Consider the following 19,011-nt stretch of genomic DNA (forward strand, 5'->3'; position numbering starts at 1 on the left):
ACGCGGCGCCCGACCGGTCTTGAAGAGCCGGACGGCGCCGCCGCTACCGAGGAATTGCCCATGAGCAGCCTGTCCGTTTATCACGTTTCCAGCCCTGAGATTCCCAACAAGGTGCTGACCCATTTCGAAGATATCGCCTCGACGCTGGCCGAGCAGGGCGTGCGGTTCGACCGCTGGCAGGCCGGCGCGAAGATCCAGCCCGGCGCCAGTCAGGAAGAGGTCATCAGCGCTTATAAAGAGCAGATCGACAAACTGATGACCGAGCGCGGCTACATCACCGTCGATGTGATCAGCCTCAACAGCGACCATCCGCAAAAAGCCGAACTGCGCGCCAAGTTCCTCGAAGAGCACCGTCACGGCGAAGACGAAGTGCGATTTTTCGTCGCCGGTCGTGGCTTGTTTACCCTGCACATCGACGATTACGTCTATGCCGTTCTTTGTGAGAAGAACGACCTGATCTCGGTTCCGGCCGGCACCAAGCACTGGTTCGACATGGGCGAACATCCGCACTTCGTGGCGATCCGTCTGTTCAACAACCCGGAAGGCTGGGTTGCCAATTTCACCGGCGAAGACATCGCCGGCCGCTTCCCGCGTCTGGAGGACTGAAACCGTGTCGATCAAAGCCATTCTCACCGACATCGAAGGCACCACCAGCGCGGTGAGTTTCGTCTTCGACGTGCTGTTTCCCTACGCCGCCAAACATTTGCCGGACTTTGTGCGCCAGAACGCTTCGCGTGCTGATGTCGCCGAACAGCTCGACGCCGTGCGCCGCGACAGCAACGAGGCGCAGGCCGATGTTGAACGGGTTGTTGAAATCCTCTTGAGCTGGATCGCCGAAGACCGCAAAGCCACGCCGCTCAAGGCATTGCAAGGCATGGTCTGGGCGCAGGGCTATCAGGCCGGGCAGTTGAAGGGGCATGTCTATCCTGATGCTGTTGAAGCGCTGCAACGTTGGCATGCGGCCGGTTATCAACTGTTTGTTTACTCGTCCGGCTCGATCCAGGCGCAGAAACTGATCTTCGGTTGCTCGGAGGCTGGGGATCTGACACCGCTGTTCAGCGGCTATTTCGACACCACATCAGGGCCGAAGCGTGAGGCGCAGTCCTACCGCAACATCCAGCGGGCGGTGGGTGTTGAAGCCGATGAAATCCTGTTCCTGTCGGATATCGTCGAAGAGCTCGACGCTGCCCAGTCGGCCGGCATGAAAACATGCGGCCTGGCGCGTGAAGGCGGGGAGTTGGCAGGGCACGTGACGGTGGACAGCTTTACCGGAATCGAACCGGAAGCGTTCTGACCATTGCACACATCCCTGTAGGAGCTGTCGAGTGAAACGAGGCTGCGATCTTTCGATTTACGCATGAAATCAAGATCAAAAGCGTGCCGCAGCTCGTACAAAAATCATGCGCACAAAAAACAGGCCGTGAAGCGCGTGCTCCACGGCCTGTTTTTGTTTAAAGCAGATTACAGCGAGTGATACGTCGGCAGAGCAAAACGCTGCTGGCTCTGCAGCATTGCAATTTGCGGCAGCTCGCTGGCTTGTTCGGCCAGGTCGCGGCGGATCGCGCTGATCGCCCACGAAAGTTGGTCACCGGCGTGCAACTGCTGATACGAGAGGGCGCGTTTGAAGACTTTGCCGTCGCTGCTACGCAGAGTGAGCAGGATGCCACCGTCAGGACGTGGGGCAGTGCTGACTTCGTAGTTGGAGAACAGCGATGTAAATTTTTCTTGAATCAGGCTCATGTCATCAGCTCCGTATGTACTTGAATGGCAAGCATGCAGAGGTAGTTGCAGCGTTTGTGCCAGTATTGATTCGAAAAAAAGCCCTTTAAAATCAAGAAGTTGAAGGAATTGCATTTTGCAGGCGTCGTGCAATCTGCATGAATGGCCATCGTGCATCCTGCATTTTGCGTGATTTTTCTTCGTACAACGGAACCAAACGTCCGTACCAGAATCCGCTCTTCCCCGTCGGCGCGACGGGATACAAATCATTGCAAAAACCGCGTGTACAGCCCCGCGAGCACTGACGTACTTTCCTTCTCGACCCACGGCGTAAACGCGTCGGTCGCAGTCATTACCCGATAACAAGAACAGCGGTCTGCACGTCAGGATCGAACGGGGAGCTTTCATGCGTCACGCACCAAGCGACACGATTACCTGGGGCATGATGCTCCGCAAACTGCCGATGATCGCCAAAGCCATCCCCCGGGTGGTCAAAGGCATGAAGGTGGCCAATGTCACGGATCCGACCCAAACGTGTGGTCTGGGCTGGACGTTCGAGCAGGCGACGCGGCGCAATCCCGATGGTGTGGCGTTGTTGCAGGGCGACGTGGCGTTGACCTATACACAGGTCAATCAGTGGGCCAATCGCATTGCGCATTACCTGAGCGAGCAAGGCATCGGCAAGGGCGATGTGGTCGCGGTGTTCATCGAGAACCGTGCGGAATTGCTGGTGACAATCCTGGCGCTGGCCAAGCTCGGCGCGGTCAGTGCGCTGCTCAATACCTCGTTGATGCGCGACACGCTTGTTCACAGCATCAATCTGGTTGCGCCGGTGGCTATTGTGGTTGGCGAAGAACTGACCGCTGCCTATGCCGGCGTGCGTGATCAGGTTGCGATCGCAGCGCTGCGCACCTGGTTCGTCGCCGATCAGGACACCCACAGCCATCCGGGCATCGCGCCTGAGGGCTACGTCAATCTGATCAGCGCCAGTGCTGACGCCAGTAGCGATAACCCGCCGAGCAGCGCGCAGATTTTCTTCGACGATCCGTGTTTCTACATCTACACCTCCGGCACCACCGGCCTGCCCAAGGCCGGGGTGTTCAAGCATGGACGCTGGATGCGCAGTTCGGCGAGCTTCGGCATGATCGCCCTCGATATGCGCCCGGATGATGTCGTCTACTGCACCTTGCCGCTGTATCACGCCACGGGCCTGTGCGTGTGCTGGGGATCGGCGATCAACGGCGCCTCGGGTTTCGCCATCCGCCGCAAGTTCAGCGCCAGCCAGTTCTGGGGAGACGTGCGCCGCTATCGCGCGACCACCATCGGCTACGTCGGCGAACTGTGTCGCTATCTGGTCGAGCAACCGCTCAGCGCCGATGACAGCCGCCACGATGTACGCAAGATGATCGGCAATGGTTTGCGTCCTGGTGCCTGGGCCGAGTTCAAGACGCGTTTTGCCGTCGAGCACATTTGTGAGCTGTACGCGGCGAGCGACGGCAACATCGGTTTCACCAACATCCTCAATTTTGACAACACCGTCGGGTTTTCGCTGATGGCTTGGGAACTGGTCGCTTACGACCATGACAGTGGCGAGCCGTTGCGCGGCGATGATGGTTTCATGCGCAAGGTCGGCAAGGGCGAGCAGGGCCTGCTGCTGGCGCGGATCGACGACAAGGCACCGCTGGACGGTTACACCGACCCGCAGAAAACCGCCCGCGTCGTCCTCCACGATGTGTTCAACAAGGGCGATCGCTTTTTCAACACCGGCGACCTACTGCGCAATATCGGTTTCGGCCATGCGCAGTTCGTTGATCGCCTCGGCGATACCTATCGCTGGAAGGGTGAAAACGTGTCGACCACCGAAGTCGAAAACCTGTTGCTGCAACATCCATTGATTGCTGAAGCCGTGGCCTACGGTGTGGAAATTCCCAACACCAACGGGCGTGCGGGGATGGCCGCAATCACTCCCGCCGAATCCCTGGCCACGCTGGATTTCGCCGAATTGCTGAGTTTCGTCCGGCAACGCATGCCGGCTTATGCCGTGCCGTTGTTCTTGCGGGTGAAAGTGAAAATGGAAACCACCGGGACCTTCAAATACCAGAAGACTCGCCTGAAAACGGAAGGCTTTGACCCCGGGCTTACGGGCGATGACCCGATCTTCGCCTGGTTGCCCGGCAGCGAAACCTATGTGCATGTCAGTGAGCAAATCCTCGCTGAAATTCAACAGGGCAAACATCGATATTGAGTGTGGCTATCGGGATGCTCGGAAAAAACCGAGTGACAGCCACCGTCGCGCTCGGGAAACTGTCGGCTTTCCGATAGACCGAAATGGAGTGCCCCATGTCCGACCAAAGCCGCCAGATGACCCCTGAAGAAGCTGCCGAATTCACCGAGCAGGTTTTCAACAAGGCGCGCGACGGTGATGCCGAGATGCTTGATCGCCTGGTCAGCGCCGGGCTGCCGGTGAACCTGAAAAACAGCAAGGGCGACACCTTGTTGATGCTCGCCAGCTACTACGGCCATGTCGATGCGGTGAAGGTCCTGCTTAAACACAAAGCCGATCCGGAAATGCGCAATGGCAACGGCCAGAGCCCGATTGCCGGCGCTGCGTTCAAGGGCGATCTGGCGGTGGTCAAGGCGCTGGTCGAGGCGGGCGCCGAGATTGAAGGTTCTTCCTTCGACGGCCGTACCGCGCTGATGATGGCGGCAATGTTCAACCGCGTTGAAATCGTCGACTACCTGATCGGCCAGGGTGCAGACCCGAAAGCCAAGGACGCTAACGGCGTGACCGCGCTGGATGCGGCGCGGACCATGGGCGCAGTCGATACCACCGCGCAGCTGGAAAAGTTGCTGGCGTAAAGTCCACGGACTGTGGCGAAGGGCAGAATGCGCTATCCTTCGCGCCCTGAAAATTCACCTCCGCCACAGGATCCGCCCTCATGAAAGCCGCACTCGTCGAACTCATCAGCAAAATCAGCTCCGGCTGCATGGGCGAGGACGAGATCCTGAAAGTGGCCGACGAAGCCGCTCAGGCCTACGCCGATGCCGATGCTTTTCTGGCCGCCAATCCGGACATCAACTACGACGACACTTTCCCGATCCCGCTGGGTGAGTGGGTAGTGGTCGGTAGCCTGCCGGAAACCGTGCTGTTTCAGGCCGATACCTACGTCGATCTGTTCGCACAAATCGTTGCCTCGTTTGGTCCGGGCGTGGATTTCAATCTCAAGCCCAAGCAACTGGCCAAGACCGAAGCACTGACCGCCCTCAACCGCATCCAGGTGCAGATGAGCAGCCTGAACAAGGAAAACGGCGGTTACACGCTGATGAATTTCAGTCAGTTGCTCGACGATGAACTGCAAATGGTCCTGGTCTACGGCAACGATGTGCCCCGCGTGCTGGAGTTATGCGCCGAGGTTGGCATCGCCGCCGCGCCAGCGCTGGAAGCCTTGAAGGTCGCCGTTCACGTCTGAACGCAATAAAAGGGAACCCTGCGCGCGACCGTCTATCCTAAAAGTGCATGCCACTATTCTGGAGCGACACCATGGGTTCCACGTTCAACGGTCTGATTGGCCTGATCATCCTTGCCCTCGACATCTGGGCCATCATCAACGTACTGAAAAGCGGCGCCTCCACCGGGATGAAAATCGTCTGGGTGTTGCTGATCATCCTCCTGCCAGTGCTGGGCCTGATCATCTGGGCGATTGCCGGACCGCGGGGCAACGTCCGGATCTGAGCTGATTTTCGATCACACGGTCATCCCTGTGGGAGCGAGCCTGCTCGCGAAGACGTTGTGTCAGTCGCCATCACCGGCAACTGATGCTGCGCTTTCGCGAGCAGGCTCGCTCCCACAGTAATTTGCGCTGGTAAAAAACAACCGGAGGTTCGACCTGTCATCTTCGGCAACGTAGAATGCGCGCCTTTCCCGGGCAATCGTCCCCACGATGGCGCCCGCGCATTTATCGGAGCACTTTACCATGACCGTCACCAAGACCAGCGAGTACCTGGAAACCCTCTACGAAGGCTACGGCCAGCGTTTTCGCATGGAAAAACTGCTGCACGAAGTGCGCACCGAACACCAGCATCTGGTGATCTTCCAGAACCCGCGCATGGGCCGGGTGATGGCGCTGGACGGCGTGATCCAGACCACCGAAGCCGACGAATTCATCTACCACGAGATGCTCACCCACGTGCCGATCCTTGCCCACGGCACTGCCAAGCGCGTGCTGATCATCGGCGGTGGTGACGGCGGCATGCTGCGCGAAGTGACCAAACACGCCGGCGTCGAGCACATCACCATGGTTGAAATCGACGGCACCGTGGTCGACATGTGCAAGGAATTCCTGCCGAACCACTCCGCCGGTGCCTACGACGATCCGCGCCTGAACCTGGTGATCGATGACGGCATGCGTTTCGTCGCCACCACCACTGAAAAATTCGACGTGATCATCTCCGACTCCACTGACCCGATCGGCCCAGGCGAAGTGCTGTTCTCCGAGAATTTCTACCAGGCATGCCACCGCTGCCTGAACGAAGGCGGCATTCTCGTGACTCAGAACGGCACGCCGTTCATGCAGATCGACGAAGTCAAAACCACCGCCGGTCGCCTGCGCAGCCTGTTCCCAGACTGGCATTTCTACCAGGCCGCCGTACCGACCTACATCGGCGGCTCGATGACCTTCGCCTGGGGCTCGACCAACCCGGCCTACCGCAAGCTCAGCCGTGAAACCCTACAACAGCGCTTCATCGGCAGCGGCATCGTCACCCGTTACTACAATCCGGAAATCCACATCGGCGCGTTCGCCTTGCCGCAATACGTGCTGCAAGCGGTCAACAAGCCGAGCAACGACTGATCACGCTGAAGTCTCTCTGCAAGGGAGCTCTTGTGGCGAGGGGATTTATCCCCGTTGGGATGCGCAGCATCCCTGACCGGCCTGCACGGTGTCTGCGTTAAACCGCAATGGATGGTATTACGACTGCTGCGCAGCCGGACGGGGATAAATCCCCTCGCCACGGAGCCCGCCCTATCGATCGGATGGTTATTTTCACCGTTGTCGGCTGTAATCCTTTTGAACCAACTATCGCGGAAAAAAGTCGAGATAGAGGTAAGCCCATCTACGGGTTGATCGAGGAGGCACTGATGCAAAAGTGGAAAGTCACTTTCGTGGATGATCACGGCGTAATTATTGATGAAGTCTTCGAACGTGAGGAATGCCCGTCCGATGATGAAGCCGCACGGCTGATCAAGGAGCGACTTCTTCCAGTCGCCGCGAAGCTGGATCTCAACGACCTGCAAGGGCGCACCACCGATGCCGAGGTGAAAAACCTCAAGACCCAGAACGGCATCGAAATCCGCAGCATCACCCCTGTCTGAACACTTCCTGTCATCTCGTAAACCAGGCCTTGGCAGCGGCGCTCTCTTGGGGCTACTCTGCAAGCGAGATCAGCGAATGGATCGCTAAGGTCTGGTCTTGTCAGCTACATGCTTGTTTCCCGCGCGCAACCACGTTGCCGTAGTACTTAGGCCAAAAGGCCCGGGGCGGGAATACGGAAAGTCTATCCATCAATCGAGGGGGACGATTCATGAGCACAGCCTATCAAGAAGACATCAGCAGCAACGTTCTGCGCCGCATGAAAGAAGGCGGTTTCGATTTTTCCCGGTTCCATCCCATCGAGTTCTACGCGATTTTCCCGGACGAGGAGCGGGCGCGCAGGGCAGCAGGCAAATTTCGCGGTGAATCCATCAATGCCCAGGTCAGTGCGCGCGACGACGGCGCCTGGTCGCTGGAATTGAGCAAAGTGATGTACGCAACCTATGACGACATCGGCGATTTCGAGCAAGGCTTTTCAGCCGTGGTCGAACCGCTGGGCGGCATTATCGAGGGTTGGGGCGTGAAGCAGGAGGTGCGCAATCGTTACCGGTTGAATTGATATTGCGCATTGTTTGTCGGGCAACGGCTGACCTTCGGGTCGGCCGTTGTCGTTTTAAAGATCTAAAGATCGCAGCCTTCGGCAGCTCCTACAGGTGATCGCGTAGGAGCTGCCGAAGGCTGCGATCTTTTGCTTTTGCATTCAAAATATTTCAAAAAAACAAAAAAAAGCCACCGGAGAGGGTGGCTAAAAGGGAAGACGGGTATGCAATAAAGTCCTGTCGGGACGGGGCTGCCAAGGCAGTTCAGCTCAGTTGAGCTGTCTACTTCGCGGCGGCTGGCCTGGGAAGTTTTGCAGCGAATGCGCGGATTATCCGCAGTCGTGGCCGGGCAGTGAAATCAACTCTGACTATGCTGGTGATAGGCGATGCAGTGCGTCGCAATGAAGCGGGGGCAATCGGGCCGGGGCATTTGCCGCACAGGAATGGTGCGCAGCATTCGGCGTGGATCTACAACCGATTGAAATCAAAGCGTTTATGCCGATGGCACGGGCCTTGCGAAGGCCTGTATGTCCGGAGTGACAAGGAGTACGGCATGATCCGCACCTATTTTGACGAGATGTACGATGCCGGCGGCCTGGTCCGCCCGCATTACCGGGAATTTGCCCGCTGGCTGGCCGAGACGCCCGACGAGCTGCTCGCGCAGCGCCGCCGCGAGGCCGATCTGCTGTTCCACCGTGCCGGGATCACCTTCACGCTCTATGGCGACGAGCAGGGCACCGAGCGCCTGATTCCGTTCGACACCATTCCCCGCAGCATTCCCGCCAGTGAATGGCGGATTGTCGAGCGCGGCTGCATCCAGCGGGTCAAAGCGTTGAACATGTTTCTCGCCGACCTCTACCACGAGCAGCGCATCATCAAGGCCGGGATCATTCCCGCCGAACAGGTGCTGGCCAACGAGCAATACCAGTTGGCAATGCAGGGTCTGGATCTGCACCGCGACATCTACTCGCATATCTCCGGCGTTGATCTGGTGCGCGATGGCGATGGCACTTACTACGTCCTCGAAGACAACCTGCGCACACCCAGCGGCGTCAGCTACATGCTCGAAGACCGCAAGATGATGATGCGCCTGTTTCCCGAACTGTTCTCCGCCCAGCGCATCGCTCCGATCGATCACTACCCCAATCTGCTGCTCGACACCCTGAAAAGCTCCAGCCCCATCGACAATCCCAGCGTGGTGGTACTTACGCCGGGGCGCTTTAACAGCGCGTTCTTCGAACATGCGTTTCTGGCGCGGGAGATGGGCGTTGAACTGGTGGAAGGCGCGGATCTGTTCGTGCGTGACGACAAGGTATTCATGCGCACCACCGATGGCCCGAAAGCGGTCGACGTGATCTACCGTCGCCTCGACGACGCATTCCTCGATCCGCTGGCGTTCAACCCGGACTCGATGCTCGGCGTGCCGGGGCTGCTGTCGTCCTATCGTTCCGGCAACGTGGTGCTGGCCAACGCAATCGGCACCGGGGTGGCGGACGATAAATCGGTGTACCCGTTTGTCACCGACATGATCCGTTTCTACCTCGACGAAGAGCCGATTCTGAAAAACGTGCCGACCTGGCAATGCCGCAACCCGTCCGAGCTGTCTCATGTGCTGGCCAATCTTCCGGATTTGGTCGTCAAGGAAACCCAGGGCTCCGGCGGTTACGGGATGCTGGTCGGGCCGGCCGCGACGACGGCGGAAATCGATGCCTTTCGTGAGCGCATCAAAGCCAAACCCCATGCCTACATCGCGCAGCCGACGCTGTCGCTGTCGACCTGTCCGACCTTTGTCGAAAACGGCATCGCGCCGCGCCATATCGATTTGCGTCCGTTCGTGTTGTCCGGTCGCGAGACCCGGGTTGTGCCCGGTGGTTTGACCCGAGTCGCGTTGCGTGAAGGCTCCCTGGTGGTGAATTCCTCTCAGGGCGGCGGCACCAAGGACACCTGGGTAGTCGAGGATTGAAGGAAGCTTGCCATGTTAAGTAGAACTGCCTCGGATCTGTACTGGATGTCGCGTTACCTGGAGCGTGCAGAGAACCTCGCACGCATGCTCGACATCAGTTATTCGCTGTCGCTGATGCCGCAGGACGGGCGCGGCGACGGTCTGCACGAACTCGCCATGCCGTTGCTGATCACCGGCACCCTGGACGATTACCTTGAACGCCACGGCGATCTCCACGCCGAACGTTTGCTGCATTTTTTCGCACTGGACGCGGCCAATCCGGCCAGCATCTACAGCTGCCTTGGTGCAGCGCGGGCCAGTGCCCATGCGGTACGCGGGCGAATCACTGCGGACATGTGGGAAAACATCAATGCGACCTGGCTGGAGATTCGCGGCATTGCCGAACAGGGCCTGAGTCGTTATGGCATGAGCCGTTTCTGCGAATGGATCAAGGAGCGTTCGCACCTGTTTCGTGGCGCCTCATACGGCACGATCATGCGCAACGACGCGTTTCGCTTTATTCGTCTGGGCACGTTTATCGAGCGCGCGGACAACACGCTGCGCCTGCTCGATGCCCGTTACGAAATGGCCGGCGATCAGGCCGAAGCAGTCAGCGACGGCACGGCGCACGCCTATTACCAATGGAGTGCGCTGCTGCGCGCCTTGTCCTCATTCGAGGCCTACACCGAAATCTACCGCGACGCGCCCGGCGCCCGGCATGTCGCCGAACTGCTGCTGTTACGCGCCGATGTGCCGCGTTCGCTGCGTGCCTGTACCGAAGAGATCGACCAGATCCTCGCGCAACTGCCCGGCGCCAACGGCCGACCGGCACAACGCCTGGCGGCGGAAATGGACGCGCGTCTGCGTTACACCGGCATCAACGAAATCCTCGAAGAAGGCCTGCACGCCTGGCTGACGGAATTCATCCCACTGGTGCGCCAATTGGGCAACGCCATTCACAGTTCCTATCTGGAGGCTGCATGAGACTTTCCATAAGCCACGAGACCACCTATCACTACGAAGATCAGGTGCGCGCGAGCATCCAGTACCTGCGCCTGACACCTCACGACAGCGAGCGTCAGCATGTGCTCAGTTGGCAGCTCGACCTGCCGCGTCCGGTGCGTGCGCAGCTCGATCCGTTCGGCAACATCCTGCATGTGCTGACCATGGACGAACCGCACGAAGCGATCATCATCGGCGCCCGTGGTCAGGTCGATATTGACGAATTGCGCGAGGCCGAACATGAGAGCCAGTCGGCGCTGCCGTTCCTGCGCTTCACGCGCCTGACCGAAGCCGACGAAGCCTTGCGCGAGTTTGCCGCGAAGAACTGCAAGCAACGGCGTGATCGCACCGCGCTGATCGACTTGATGCACGGTCTGAATCAGCACATGACCTACACGCCGGGCTCCACCGAAGTCGACACCAGCGCCGCCGAAGCTTTCGCCGGTCGCGCCGGGGTTTGTCAGGATCATACCCATGCGTTTCTCGCCTGCGCGCGCAGTCTCGGTGTGCCGTCGCGTTACGTGTCGGGTTATCTGTACAGCGAAGATTGCGAGCATCTGGCCAGTCATGCCTGGGCAGAAGCGTGGCTGGACGACGCGTGGTACAGCTTCGACGTGACCAACCAACTGGCGCGCCCGGAGCGACACCTGAAGCTGGCGGTCGGCCTGGATTATCTCGATGCCTGCCCGGTCCGCGGCATGCGCCGGGGCGGCGGTTGCGAGCAGATGCATGCGAAGGTGTTCGTCTCGCCAACGCCGGTGATTTCCGTGCAGCAACAGTAATTGCGGGGCCTTGTAGGAGCTGCGGCACGCTGCGATCTTTTGATCTTATCTGTAAAAAACAGGATCAAAAGATCGCAGCCTCGTTGCACTCGACAGCTCCTACAAAGTTTTCTGCTGATCAGGGTTTAGCTTTGCGTCCGGCAATATGCTTGAGATACCCCACCAGCATTTCAAGATCCCCATCCGGCAACACCTCTTCCGAAAACCCCGGCATCTTCGCCTGCGGCCACTGACGCAAACTCTGCGGATCGCGGATGTAGCGCTTCAAGAAATCCGCCCCAAAATACTCGGTCGGGCTATACGGAATATTCAGATCCGGACCGAACTGCGCGTCTCCGGCACCATTCAACCGGTGACAGGCCAGGCAGTTTTTCTGAAACAGGGCAAAACCCTTGTTCACCGGATCATCGGCCTTCAAGGCAGGATCGGGCAGCAGGGCAGGAAAGCGTTGGGCCACTGGCGCCATCAACTTGATGCTGGCGACTTCGAACGGCCACTGTTCGGGGCTGATATTGCCGGCCTGCGGATCGGTCCAGACCAGATAGAACGGCCCGGCGCTGTGTTTGCCGGCGGATAACGGAGGCCACGGCTGCGCCGGATCCTCGATCGCCAGCCATGCGCGTGCGCCGTCCTTGTTCAGCAAGGGCGCAGCGGCCAACTCTGCGGCAAAGCCATCCAGCGCCACCGCCTGCAAGTGATCCTCCGGCTTGACCCCCTTCAGCAACGCGGCCAGAGGCACAGCTTGATAGGTCATGTCCTTCTTGTAGGAAACATCATTGTTGATCGTGAGCGTTTGCAGTTGAGGATGCTTGAGCAGCTCTCCGGTCTGCCAGGTGCGGCTGTTTGCGCCCAACTGCAGATCCAGTTGTGCGGCAGACAAGGGCAAGCTCAGTAGCAAGGCACCGAGCGCAATGAGCGTTTTCAAATGATCGCCGTCCATGTCGTGGAAGTGCGCAAAGGTTGGCACAACCACGCTGGCCCGGGTAGCGGGCCAGTCACATTTTCAGTGGCGATATACAGCACGCGACGTTTGAATCAGCCGATGACCTTGGTCAGATTCGGCAAGATCAACAACAGCGTCGTGGCGAAAAGAATGAGTCCTGCTTGACGTACTTTCGGTTGTTTGAACATGGCTTGACCGCCTTTATTGTTATTTCCTGATGCATGCCTGACTGCATATCCCTGACGGCACGCGGTGCACTTCCTGCTAAAGGACGCCCGTCTCGGCAAAACCCGACGACGATGGCGTACATCTTCACCTTAGAGCCCACGTCAGCCATCGCTTAGATCCATTTCATATGGTGATCTTCAAAAGTGCTTTTAAAAGGACATGAGGCGTATTGCCAGCTTCTTTGCCGCCCGCTGGCTAGACAACTCGACGACCTGAACCGGTTCACCTGATGTCATATGACCGTCCGTCTGAGCGTGTGCGTCAAGCGCTTTGAGCAATGTGGTCATTGCTTGCCAGTCGGCGCAGGGCGAAAGTGAAGTGACAATAAATCAGGTTCGAGGACGTCATGACTGAAGCTTTGATTTTCGATGCGTTGCGCACCCCGCGTGGCAAAGGCAAGGCCGATGGCGCGCTGCACAGCGTGAAGCCGGTCAACCTGGTGGCCGGTTTGCTGAACGCCTTGCAGGCGCGCACCGCGCTGGACACCAGTCAGGTCGATGATGTCGTCCTCGGCTGCGTCACGCCGATTGGCGATCAAGGCTCGGACATCGCCAAGACGGCGGTGCAAGTGGCCGACTGGGACGTCAGCGTCGCCGGTGTGCAGATCAATCGTTTCTGCGCTTCGGGTCTGGAAGCGGTGAATCTTGGCGCGATGAAAGTGCGCTCGGGCTTCGAGGATCTGGTGGTGGTTGGCGGCGTCGAGTCGATGTCGCGGGTGCCAATGGGCAGCGATGGCGGCGCGTGGGCGCTGGACCCGCAGACCAACCTGCACAGCCACTTCACGCCGCAAGGTGTTGGCGCCGATCTCATCGCCACCCTCGAAGGCTTCAGCCGGCAGGACGTCGACGCCTACGCGCTGCACTCGCAGCAAAAAGCCGCACGAGCGCGGGCCGACGGCTCCTTCAACAAGTCGCTGGTGCCAGTGCAGGATCAGAACGGCATCATTCTGCTTGATCACGATGAGTTCATCCGCGCCGAATCCACCCTCGAAGGCCTGGGCAAGCTCAAGCCGAGTTTCGAAATGATCGGGCAGATGGGCTTTGACGCCACGGCGTTGCGGGTCTACAGCCATGTCGAGCGGATCAACCATGTGCACACGCCGGGCAACAGTTCCGGAATTGTCGACGGTGCGGCGCTGATGCTCATCGGCTCCGAAGCCAAGGGCCGCGCGCTGGGGCTGCAGCCTCGTGCGCGCATCGTTGCCACGGCCGTCACCAGTACCGACCCGACCATCATGCTCACCGGCCCGGCGCCGGCGACTCGCAAAGCGCTGGCCAAGGCCGGACTGCGGGTGGAGGACATCGACCTGTTCGAGGTCAACGAAGCGTTTGCTTCGGTGGTGTTGAAATTCATCAAGGACATGGCCGTCGATCCCGGCAAGGTCAACGTCAACGGCGGCTCGATCGCCATGGGCCACCCGCTGGGCGCGACGGGTTGCGCGATCCTCGGCACCCTGCTTGATGAACTGGAAGCGCGGCATCTGCGCTACGGCCTGGCGACGCTGTGTGTCGGCGGCGGCATGGGCATTGCCACCATCATCGAACGCCTCTGAGCCACGACTTCAAGGAACCCTGTTATGAGCGAAGCCATTCGTTACGAAAAAGGCCAGGACGGCGTCGTCGTGCTGACCATGGACATGCCGGGCCAGAGCGCCAACACCATGAACGCCGTGTACCGCGAGGCCATGGCCGCTTGCGTTGCTCGTTTGCTGACCGAGAAAGACAGCATCGCCGGAGTCATCATCATTTCGGCGAAGAAAACCTTTTTTGCCGGCGGCGACCTCAATGAACTGATCAAGGTCGGCAAGCTCGAAGCCAAAGCCGTCTACGACATGGTGCTGACCCTCAAGGCGCAATTGCGCAGCCTGGAAACCCTCGGCAAACCGGTGGTCGCGGCGATCAACGGCACTGCGCTGGGCGGCGGCTGGGAAATCTGCCTGGCATGTCACCACCGCATTGCTGTTGATGACGCCTCGGTGCAACTCGGTCTGCCGGAAGTGACCCTGGGCCTGCTGCCGGGCGGTGGAGGGGTGGTGCGCATGGTACGCATGCTCGGCATCGAAAAAGCGCTGCCGTACTTGCTTGAAGGCAAGAAGGTGCGCCCGCAACAGGCGTTGCAGGCCGGGCTGATTGATGACTTGGCAGCGGATCGCGATGAGCTGCTGGCCAAGGCGCGCGCCTGGATTCTCGCCAATCCGGCGCCAGTGCAGCGCTGGGACGTCAAGGGTTACCAGATTCCTGGCGGCATGCCATCGGACCCGAAAGTGGCGCAGATGCTGGCGATTGCGCCGTCGATCCTGCGCGCGAAAACCCAAGGCACTCTGCCGGCGCCGGAGAAGATTCTGTGCGCGGCAGTGGAGGGCGCTCAGGTCGATTTTGACACCGCGCACCTGATCGAAACCCGCTACTTCACTGAGCTGACGACCGGGCAAATCTCGAAAAACCTGATCGGTACGTTCTGGTTCCAGTTGAACGAGATCAACGCCGGCGGTTCCAGGCCGCAAGGTTTTGCGCCCTATAAAACCCGGAAAGTCGGTGTGCTCGGCGCCGGAATGATGGGCGCGGGCATCGCGTTTGTCAGCGCTTCGGCCGGTATCGAAGTCGTCCTCAAGGACATCAATCTCGCTGCTGCCGAGAAAGGTAAGGCGCATTCCGCAGCGCTGCTGGACAAGAAAGTTGCCCGTGGCCAAATGACTGCCGAACAGCGCGAAGCGGTGCTGGCGCGAATCGTTGCGAGCGAAAGCGATGCCGATCTGGCCGGTTGCGATCTGATCATCGAAGCGGTGTTCGAGGATCGCCAACTCAAAGCCAGAGTGTCCGCCGCCGCGCAACAGGTCGTGGGCGGCGAAGCGGTCATTGCTTCCAATACGTCGACGCTGCCGATCACCGGTCTGGCGACGGCGGTGCCCGATCAAAGCAAATTCATCGGCCTGCATTTCTTCAGTCCGGTAGAAAAAATGCCGCTGGTGGAAATCATCAAAGGTGCGCAGACCAGCGCCGAAACACTCGCTCGCGGTTTCGATTTCCTGCTGCAAATCAAGAAAACTCCGATCGTGGTCAACGACAGTCGCGGCTTCTTTACCTCGCGGGTGTTCGGCACGTTCACCAACGAAGGCATTGCCATGCTCGGCGAGGGCGTCAGTGCGCCGATGATCGAGACCGAAGCGCGCAAGGCTGGGATGCCGGTCGGGCCTCTGGCAATCTCCGACGAAGTTTCCCTCAGTCTGATGAGCCATATCCGTCAGCAGACGGCCAAGGACTTACAAGCAGAGGGGAAACCGCTGATTGAGCACCCGGCCTTTGCCGTGATTGACTTGATGCTCAATGAATTCAAACGACCGGGCAAAGCTGCCGGAGGCGGTTTTTATGAGTATCCAGCGGGCTCGCAGAAGCATTTGTGGCCGGAGCTGAAAGCGCGCTTCGAGAAGGCCGACGGACAGATCTCTGCGAAGGATGTGCGTGATCGGCTGTTGTTTGTGCAGGCCATCGAAACCGTGCGCTGTGTGGAGGAGGGCGTGCTGACCTCGACGGCGGATGCCAACGTCGGCTCGATCTTCGGCATCGGTTTCGCCGCGTGGACGGGCGGGGCGCTGCAGTTCATCAACCAGTATGGCCTGAAGGACTTCGTCGCCCGCGCGCAGTATCTGGCCGAGCAATACGGCGAACGCTTTACCCCGCCAGCGCTGCTGCTGGACAAAGCGGCGAAAGGTGAAATGTTCTAGGGCCGGCGAGCATTTCGGGGCTTGCCTTGGCCACGTGTTTCAAGGCAGGCTCTGGGGTGTTCATTATTCCCATCACGTGTCAGGTATTTTTTATGTCGCTGCGCATCTGCATTCTCGAAACCGACATCCTGCGGCCCGAATTGATTGACCAATATCAGGGCTATGGGCAGATGTTCCAGCGCCTGTTCTCGCAGCAACCGATTGCCGCTGAGTTCACTGTCTATAACGTGGTGAAGGGGGATTACCCAAGTGACGACGAGACTTTCGATGCGTACCTGGTCACTGGCAGCAAGGCCGATTCGTTCGGCACGGATCCGTGGATCCAGACCCTCAAGACCTACCTTCTGAATCGCTACGAACGCGGCGACAAATTGCTCGGCGTGTGCTTTGGCCATCAATTGCTGGCGCTGCTGCTTGGTGGCAAAAGCGAGCGTGCTTCCCAAGGCTGGGGCGTCGGCACTCACAGCTATCAGCTGGCAGCCAAGGCGCCGTGGATGAGCCCGGTGCGCGAAGAGCTGACACTGCTGATCAGTCATCAGGATCAGGTCACCGAACTACCGGAAAACGCCACGGTCATCGCCTCCAGCGATTTCTGCCCGTTCGCGGCGTATCACATCAACGACCAGGTGCTGTGCTTCCAGGGCCACCCGGAATTCATTCATGATTATTCGCGCGCGCTGCTCGATCTGCGCCAGGAAGCGCTGGGCTCGCAGATCTACAGCAAGGGGGTCGCGAGCCTAGAGCAGGAGCATCATGGCGCTACGGTTGCGGAGTGGATGATGCGCTTCGTGGCGCACAAGCCAGAAGCGGCTCAACGCTAAAAGGGTCTGCTTCCACAATCCCTGTGGGAGCGAGCCTGCTCGCGAATATCCGGGGTAACGCGGTCCCGGCTACAGCCACCCGGACCGCTTGAAACTCGCCCACAAACTCACACACCCCACCGCAATAAACCCCAGCACCGCAAAATAACCGTAATGCCAGGTCAATTCCGGCATGTTCTGGAAATTCATCCCGTAAATTCCCGCCACCGCTGTCGGGAACGCCAGAATCGCCGCCCACGCTGCAAACTTGCGCTGCACCACGCTCTGCCGTGATGCCTCGAGCAACACGCCAATCTCGATGGTCTGGCTGGCAATGTCGGCCAGCGTGCTCAGATCTTCCATTTGCCGCGTCACGTGAATCTGCACATCGCGAAAGTACGGGCGCATGTTCTTGTCGATGAACGGGAAACTGAGCTTTTGCAGCTCTTCGCCGATTTCCACCATCGGCGCCGCATATCGACGCAAGCGCACCACATCACGGCGCAAACCGTGCAGCTTCTGGATGTCGCGCTCGTTGAGGGCGCTGCACAGCACGTTGCGCTCCAGCTCATCGATCTCAGCGTGGATCGCTTCGCCCACCGGCTGATAGTTCTCGATGACGAAATCGAGCAGCGCATACAGGACGAAATCCTCTCCGTGCTCGAGCAACAGCGGACGCGCTTCACAGCGTTGACGCACATAGGCGTACGACGCGGAGTGGCCGTTGCGTGCGGTAATGATGTAACCCCTGCCGGCGAAGATATGCGTTTCGATGAATTGCAAAACGCCGTTTTCGCGGACCGGCGAGTAGGTGACGATAAACAGAGCGTCACCAAAGGTTTCCAGTTTCGGTCGGCTGTGTTTTTCCAGTGCGTCTTCGATGGCCAGTTCATGCAAGTTGAACTGACGTTGCAGGTTGGATAATTCCTGTGCGTCCGGTTCTTCCAGGCCGATCCACACGAAGTGGCCGGGTTTGGCCGCCCAGGCGGCACCTTCGTCCAGCGCAATATTGGTGACTTTCTTACCCTCGCTGTACACCGCAGCAGCAACAACTCGACCCATGGTGGTGATTCACTTCTTCTTGGCAGATGGCAGGGGAACAAGGCTTCAGCTTAGCCGTGTCGCTGCTTGAGAGTCAGTGAAACTTCTACAGTTCACCCGGCAAAAGAAAACCCGCGCAGGGCGGGTCTTGTTTCAAGCGGCTTGCAGTTGCCTATCCATCGATTCGATGCACTCGCGCATCTGCTCGCGGCATCGCTCAATCAGCATGGGCATGTCGTCCATGGTCAATCCGACTGTAGGAACCGCCGGCAAGGAACGTATGAGAATTTCCCCGCTGCGCCAGCGATTCAGACGCATGTGCTTGATATAGCTGCTCACGCACACCGGAACGATCGGCACGCCGGCGGCAATTGCCATCTGGAACGCGCCTTTCTTGAACGGCAGCAAATCTTCACCGAGATTGCGGGTGCCTTCCGGAAACACCCAGATCGAGGTGTCTTCATTCTGCAAGGTGTGGGTGGTCGTCAGCATCGACTGCCGCGCCTTGTGCGCATTGCCACGGTCGATCAACACATTGCCGGCCAGCCAGAACAACTGGCCGAACAACGGCACCCACTTCAGGCTTTTCTTGCCGATACACACGGTGCGGCGGGGGACGACATTGCCGAACACGAACAGATCGTAGTTGGACTGATGGTTGGCAATGATCACGCAACTGTCGGGCTTGTTCATCAAGCCGTTGACCTCGGACCTGACCCGCAAACGCAAGATACACATCGCCGGCAAAGCGTAGAGACGGGCGCAGAGTCGGCTGTTGTCCGGGTTGAACGGGCGGCACAGTCCAAGGATCACGCCGAGCACGCCGGCCAGAATAAAGTGCAGGCCCATCAACAACATACGAAACACAAACAGCATTTTTGCAGGCCCACCGGGACAAAAGGTGGCGCAGTGTACGGATGTGCAC

19 protein-coding genes are annotated in these 19,011 nt (G+C 59.1%); 15 read left to right on the forward strand and 4 right to left on the reverse strand.

Translation table 11 applies throughout. From position 1 onward, the window contains the following. Positions 1-60 precede the first annotated feature (60 nt). Both PS14A_RS07735 and mtnC read left to right on the forward strand, forming a co-directional pair. A complete protein-coding gene (locus PS14A_RS07735) occupies positions 61-606 on the forward strand; it encodes an acireductone dioxygenase (RefSeq protein WP_130910504.1) in 546 nt (181 codons plus the stop codon). Positions 607-610: 4 nt separating this feature from the next. Then, the gene (mtnC, locus tag PS14A_RS07740) at positions 611-1,294 is read left to right on the forward strand and encodes an acireductone synthase (protein WP_212615663.1); all 684 of its coding nucleotides are present in this window, start codon (positions 611-613) and stop codon (positions 1,292-1,294) included. Between the two features lie 167 nt (positions 1,295-1,461). Here the strand turns inward: mtnC and PS14A_RS07745 are convergent, their stop codons facing one another. After that, positions 1,462-1,740 (reverse strand): DUF3509 domain-containing protein, encoded by a 279-nt coding sequence (locus tag PS14A_RS07745; protein WP_016773780.1) that lies wholly within the window; start codon positions 1,738-1,740, stop codon positions 1,462-1,464. Between the two features lie 385 nt (positions 1,741-2,125). Between PS14A_RS07745 and PS14A_RS07750 the strand changes: the two genes are divergently transcribed. From PS14A_RS07750 to PS14A_RS07795, 10 genes are all read left to right on the forward strand, one after another. Then, positions 2,126-3,964: a long-chain-acyl-CoA synthetase gene (locus PS14A_RS07750; RefSeq protein WP_212615664.1), complete on the forward strand. Its 1,839-nt coding sequence runs from the start codon at positions 2,126-2,128 to the stop codon at positions 3,962-3,964. A 95-nt stretch (positions 3,965-4,059) separates the two neighbouring features. Further along, positions 4,060-4,578 (forward strand): ankyrin repeat domain-containing protein, encoded by a 519-nt coding sequence (locus PS14A_RS07755; RefSeq protein WP_016773782.1) that lies wholly within the window; start codon positions 4,060-4,062, stop codon positions 4,576-4,578. Positions 4,579-4,658: 80 nt separating this feature from the next. Next, positions 4,659-5,189: a hypothetical protein gene (locus PS14A_RS07760; protein WP_123443419.1), complete on the forward strand. Its 531-nt coding sequence runs from the start codon at positions 4,659-4,661 to the stop codon at positions 5,187-5,189. Positions 5,190-5,260: 71 nt separating this feature from the next. Next, complete coding sequence (locus PS14A_RS07765; protein WP_016773784.1) at positions 5,261-5,452, forward strand: PLDc N-terminal domain-containing protein; 192 nt, start codon at positions 5,261-5,263, stop codon at positions 5,450-5,452. Positions 5,453-5,693: 241 nt separating this feature from the next. Beyond that, positions 5,694-6,569, forward strand: a complete 876-nt coding sequence (gene speE / locus PS14A_RS07770) for a polyamine aminopropyltransferase (protein WP_016773785.1) — start codon at positions 5,694-5,696, stop codon at positions 6,567-6,569. Positions 6,570-6,856: 287 nt separating this feature from the next. Next, complete coding sequence (locus tag PS14A_RS07775; RefSeq protein WP_122506536.1) at positions 6,857-7,090, forward strand: hypothetical protein; 234 nt, start codon at positions 6,857-6,859, stop codon at positions 7,088-7,090. Positions 7,091-7,299: 209 nt separating this feature from the next. Next, on the forward strand, positions 7,300-7,647 hold the full coding sequence (locus tag PS14A_RS07780) for a ribonuclease E inhibitor RraB (RefSeq protein ID WP_003223226.1): 348 nt from the start codon (positions 7,300-7,302) through the stop codon (positions 7,645-7,647). A gap of 533 nt (positions 7,648-8,180) precedes the next feature. Beyond that, positions 8,181-9,590 (forward strand): circularly permuted type 2 ATP-grasp protein, encoded by a 1,410-nt coding sequence (locus PS14A_RS07785; protein ID WP_129999222.1) that lies wholly within the window; start codon positions 8,181-8,183, stop codon positions 9,588-9,590. A 12-nt stretch (positions 9,591-9,602) separates the two neighbouring features. Then, positions 9,603-10,553 (forward strand): alpha-E domain-containing protein, encoded by a 951-nt coding sequence (locus PS14A_RS07790; protein WP_016773788.1) that lies wholly within the window; start codon positions 9,603-9,605, stop codon positions 10,551-10,553. Continuing rightward, positions 10,550-11,353: a transglutaminase family protein gene (locus PS14A_RS07795; protein WP_016773789.1), complete on the forward strand. Its 804-nt coding sequence runs from the start codon at positions 10,550-10,552 to the stop codon at positions 11,351-11,353. The genes PS14A_RS07790 and PS14A_RS07795 overlap by 4 nt, the downstream gene beginning before the upstream one ends. A 118-nt stretch (positions 11,354-11,471) precedes the next feature. Here PS14A_RS07795 and PS14A_RS07800 read toward each other — a convergent pair whose 3' ends face one another. Beyond that, on the reverse strand, positions 11,472-12,293 hold the full coding sequence (locus PS14A_RS07800; RefSeq protein ID WP_212615709.1) for a cytochrome c: 822 nt from the start codon (positions 12,291-12,293) through the stop codon (positions 11,472-11,474). A 577-nt stretch (positions 12,294-12,870) separates the two neighbouring features. On the opposite strand from PS14A_RS07800, the gene PS14A_RS07805 reads away from it, so the two are divergent. The 3 genes from PS14A_RS07805 to PS14A_RS07815 all read left to right on the forward strand — a co-directional run bounded on the left by PS14A_RS07805 (position 12,871) and on the right by PS14A_RS07815 (position 17,066). Further along, a complete protein-coding gene (locus PS14A_RS07805; RefSeq protein ID WP_212615665.1) occupies positions 12,871-14,076 on the forward strand; it encodes an acetyl-CoA C-acetyltransferase in 1,206 nt (401 codons plus the stop codon). 24 nt (positions 14,077-14,100) lie between these two features. Further along, positions 14,101-16,245: a 3-hydroxyacyl-CoA dehydrogenase NAD-binding domain-containing protein gene (locus PS14A_RS07810; RefSeq protein ID WP_212615666.1), complete on the forward strand. Its 2,145-nt coding sequence runs from the start codon at positions 14,101-14,103 to the stop codon at positions 16,243-16,245. A gap of 92 nt (positions 16,246-16,337) precedes the next feature. Further along, positions 16,338-17,066, forward strand: coding sequence for an amidotransferase (locus PS14A_RS07815; protein ID WP_123443416.1), 729 nt, complete (start codon positions 16,338-16,340; stop codon positions 17,064-17,066). 69 nt (positions 17,067-17,135) lie between these two features. Here PS14A_RS07815 and PS14A_RS07820 read toward each other — a convergent pair whose 3' ends face one another. After that, the gene (locus tag PS14A_RS07820; RefSeq protein WP_016773794.1) at positions 17,136-18,107 is read right to left on the reverse strand and encodes a magnesium and cobalt transport protein CorA; all 972 of its coding nucleotides are present in this window, start codon (positions 18,105-18,107) and stop codon (positions 17,136-17,138) included. A 132-nt stretch (positions 18,108-18,239) separates the two neighbouring features. After that, complete coding sequence (locus tag PS14A_RS07825; protein WP_212615667.1) at positions 18,240-18,962, reverse strand: 1-acylglycerol-3-phosphate O-acyltransferase; 723 nt, start codon at positions 18,960-18,962, stop codon at positions 18,240-18,242. Between the last annotated feature and the right edge of the window lie 49 nt (positions 18,963-19,011).

It is taken from the genome of Pseudomonas sp. 14A (genome assembly GCF_018132745.1).
Lineage (GTDB): Bacteria > Pseudomonadota > Gammaproteobacteria > Pseudomonadales > Pseudomonadaceae > Aquipseudomonas > Aquipseudomonas mercuritolerans.

Coding starts and splice junctions, on each gene's coding strand:
- PS14A_RS07790 (WP_016773788.1), top strand. CDS start 9,603: ATGTTAAGTAGAACTGCCTCGGATCTGTACTGGATGTCGCGTTACCTG.
- PS14A_RS07785 (WP_129999222.1), top strand. CDS start 8,181: ATGATCCGCACCTATTTTGACGAGATGTACGATGCCGGCGGCCTGGTC.
- PS14A_RS07800 (WP_212615709.1), bottom strand. CDS start 12,293: ATGGACGGCGATCATTTGAAAACGCTCATTGCGCTCGGTGCCTTGCTA.
- PS14A_RS07795 (WP_016773789.1), top strand. CDS start 10,550: ATGAGACTTTCCATAAGCCACGAGACCACCTATCACTACGAAGATCAG.
- PS14A_RS07765 (WP_016773784.1), top strand. CDS start 5,261: ATGGGTTCCACGTTCAACGGTCTGATTGGCCTGATCATCCTTGCCCTC.
- PS14A_RS07760 (WP_123443419.1), top strand. CDS start 4,659: ATGAAAGCCGCACTCGTCGAACTCATCAGCAAAATCAGCTCCGGCTGC.
- speE (WP_016773785.1), top strand. CDS start 5,694: ATGACCGTCACCAAGACCAGCGAGTACCTGGAAACCCTCTACGAAGGC.
- PS14A_RS07780 (WP_003223226.1), top strand. CDS start 7,300: ATGAGCACAGCCTATCAAGAAGACATCAGCAGCAACGTTCTGCGCCGC.
- PS14A_RS07805 (WP_212615665.1), top strand. CDS start 12,871: ATGACTGAAGCTTTGATTTTCGATGCGTTGCGCACCCCGCGTGGCAAA.
- PS14A_RS07820 (WP_016773794.1), bottom strand. CDS start 18,107: ATGGGTCGAGTTGTTGCTGCTGCGGTGTACAGCGAGGGTAAGAAAGTC.
- PS14A_RS07775 (WP_122506536.1), top strand. CDS start 6,857: ATGCAAAAGTGGAAAGTCACTTTCGTGGATGATCACGGCGTAATTATT.
- PS14A_RS07825 (WP_212615667.1), bottom strand. CDS start 18,962: ATGCTGTTTGTGTTTCGTATGTTGTTGATGGGCCTGCACTTTATTCTG.
- PS14A_RS07735 (WP_130910504.1), top strand. CDS start 61: ATGAGCAGCCTGTCCGTTTATCACGTTTCCAGCCCTGAGATTCCCAAC.
- PS14A_RS07815 (WP_123443416.1), top strand. CDS start 16,338: ATGTCGCTGCGCATCTGCATTCTCGAAACCGACATCCTGCGGCCCGAA.
- PS14A_RS07750 (WP_212615664.1), top strand. CDS start 2,126: ATGCGTCACGCACCAAGCGACACGATTACCTGGGGCATGATGCTCCGC.
- PS14A_RS07745 (WP_016773780.1), bottom strand. CDS start 1,740: ATGAGCCTGATTCAAGAAAAATTTACATCGCTGTTCTCCAACTACGAA.
- PS14A_RS07810 (WP_212615666.1), top strand. CDS start 14,101: ATGAGCGAAGCCATTCGTTACGAAAAAGGCCAGGACGGCGTCGTCGTG.
- PS14A_RS07755 (WP_016773782.1), top strand. CDS start 4,060: ATGTCCGACCAAAGCCGCCAGATGACCCCTGAAGAAGCTGCCGAATTC.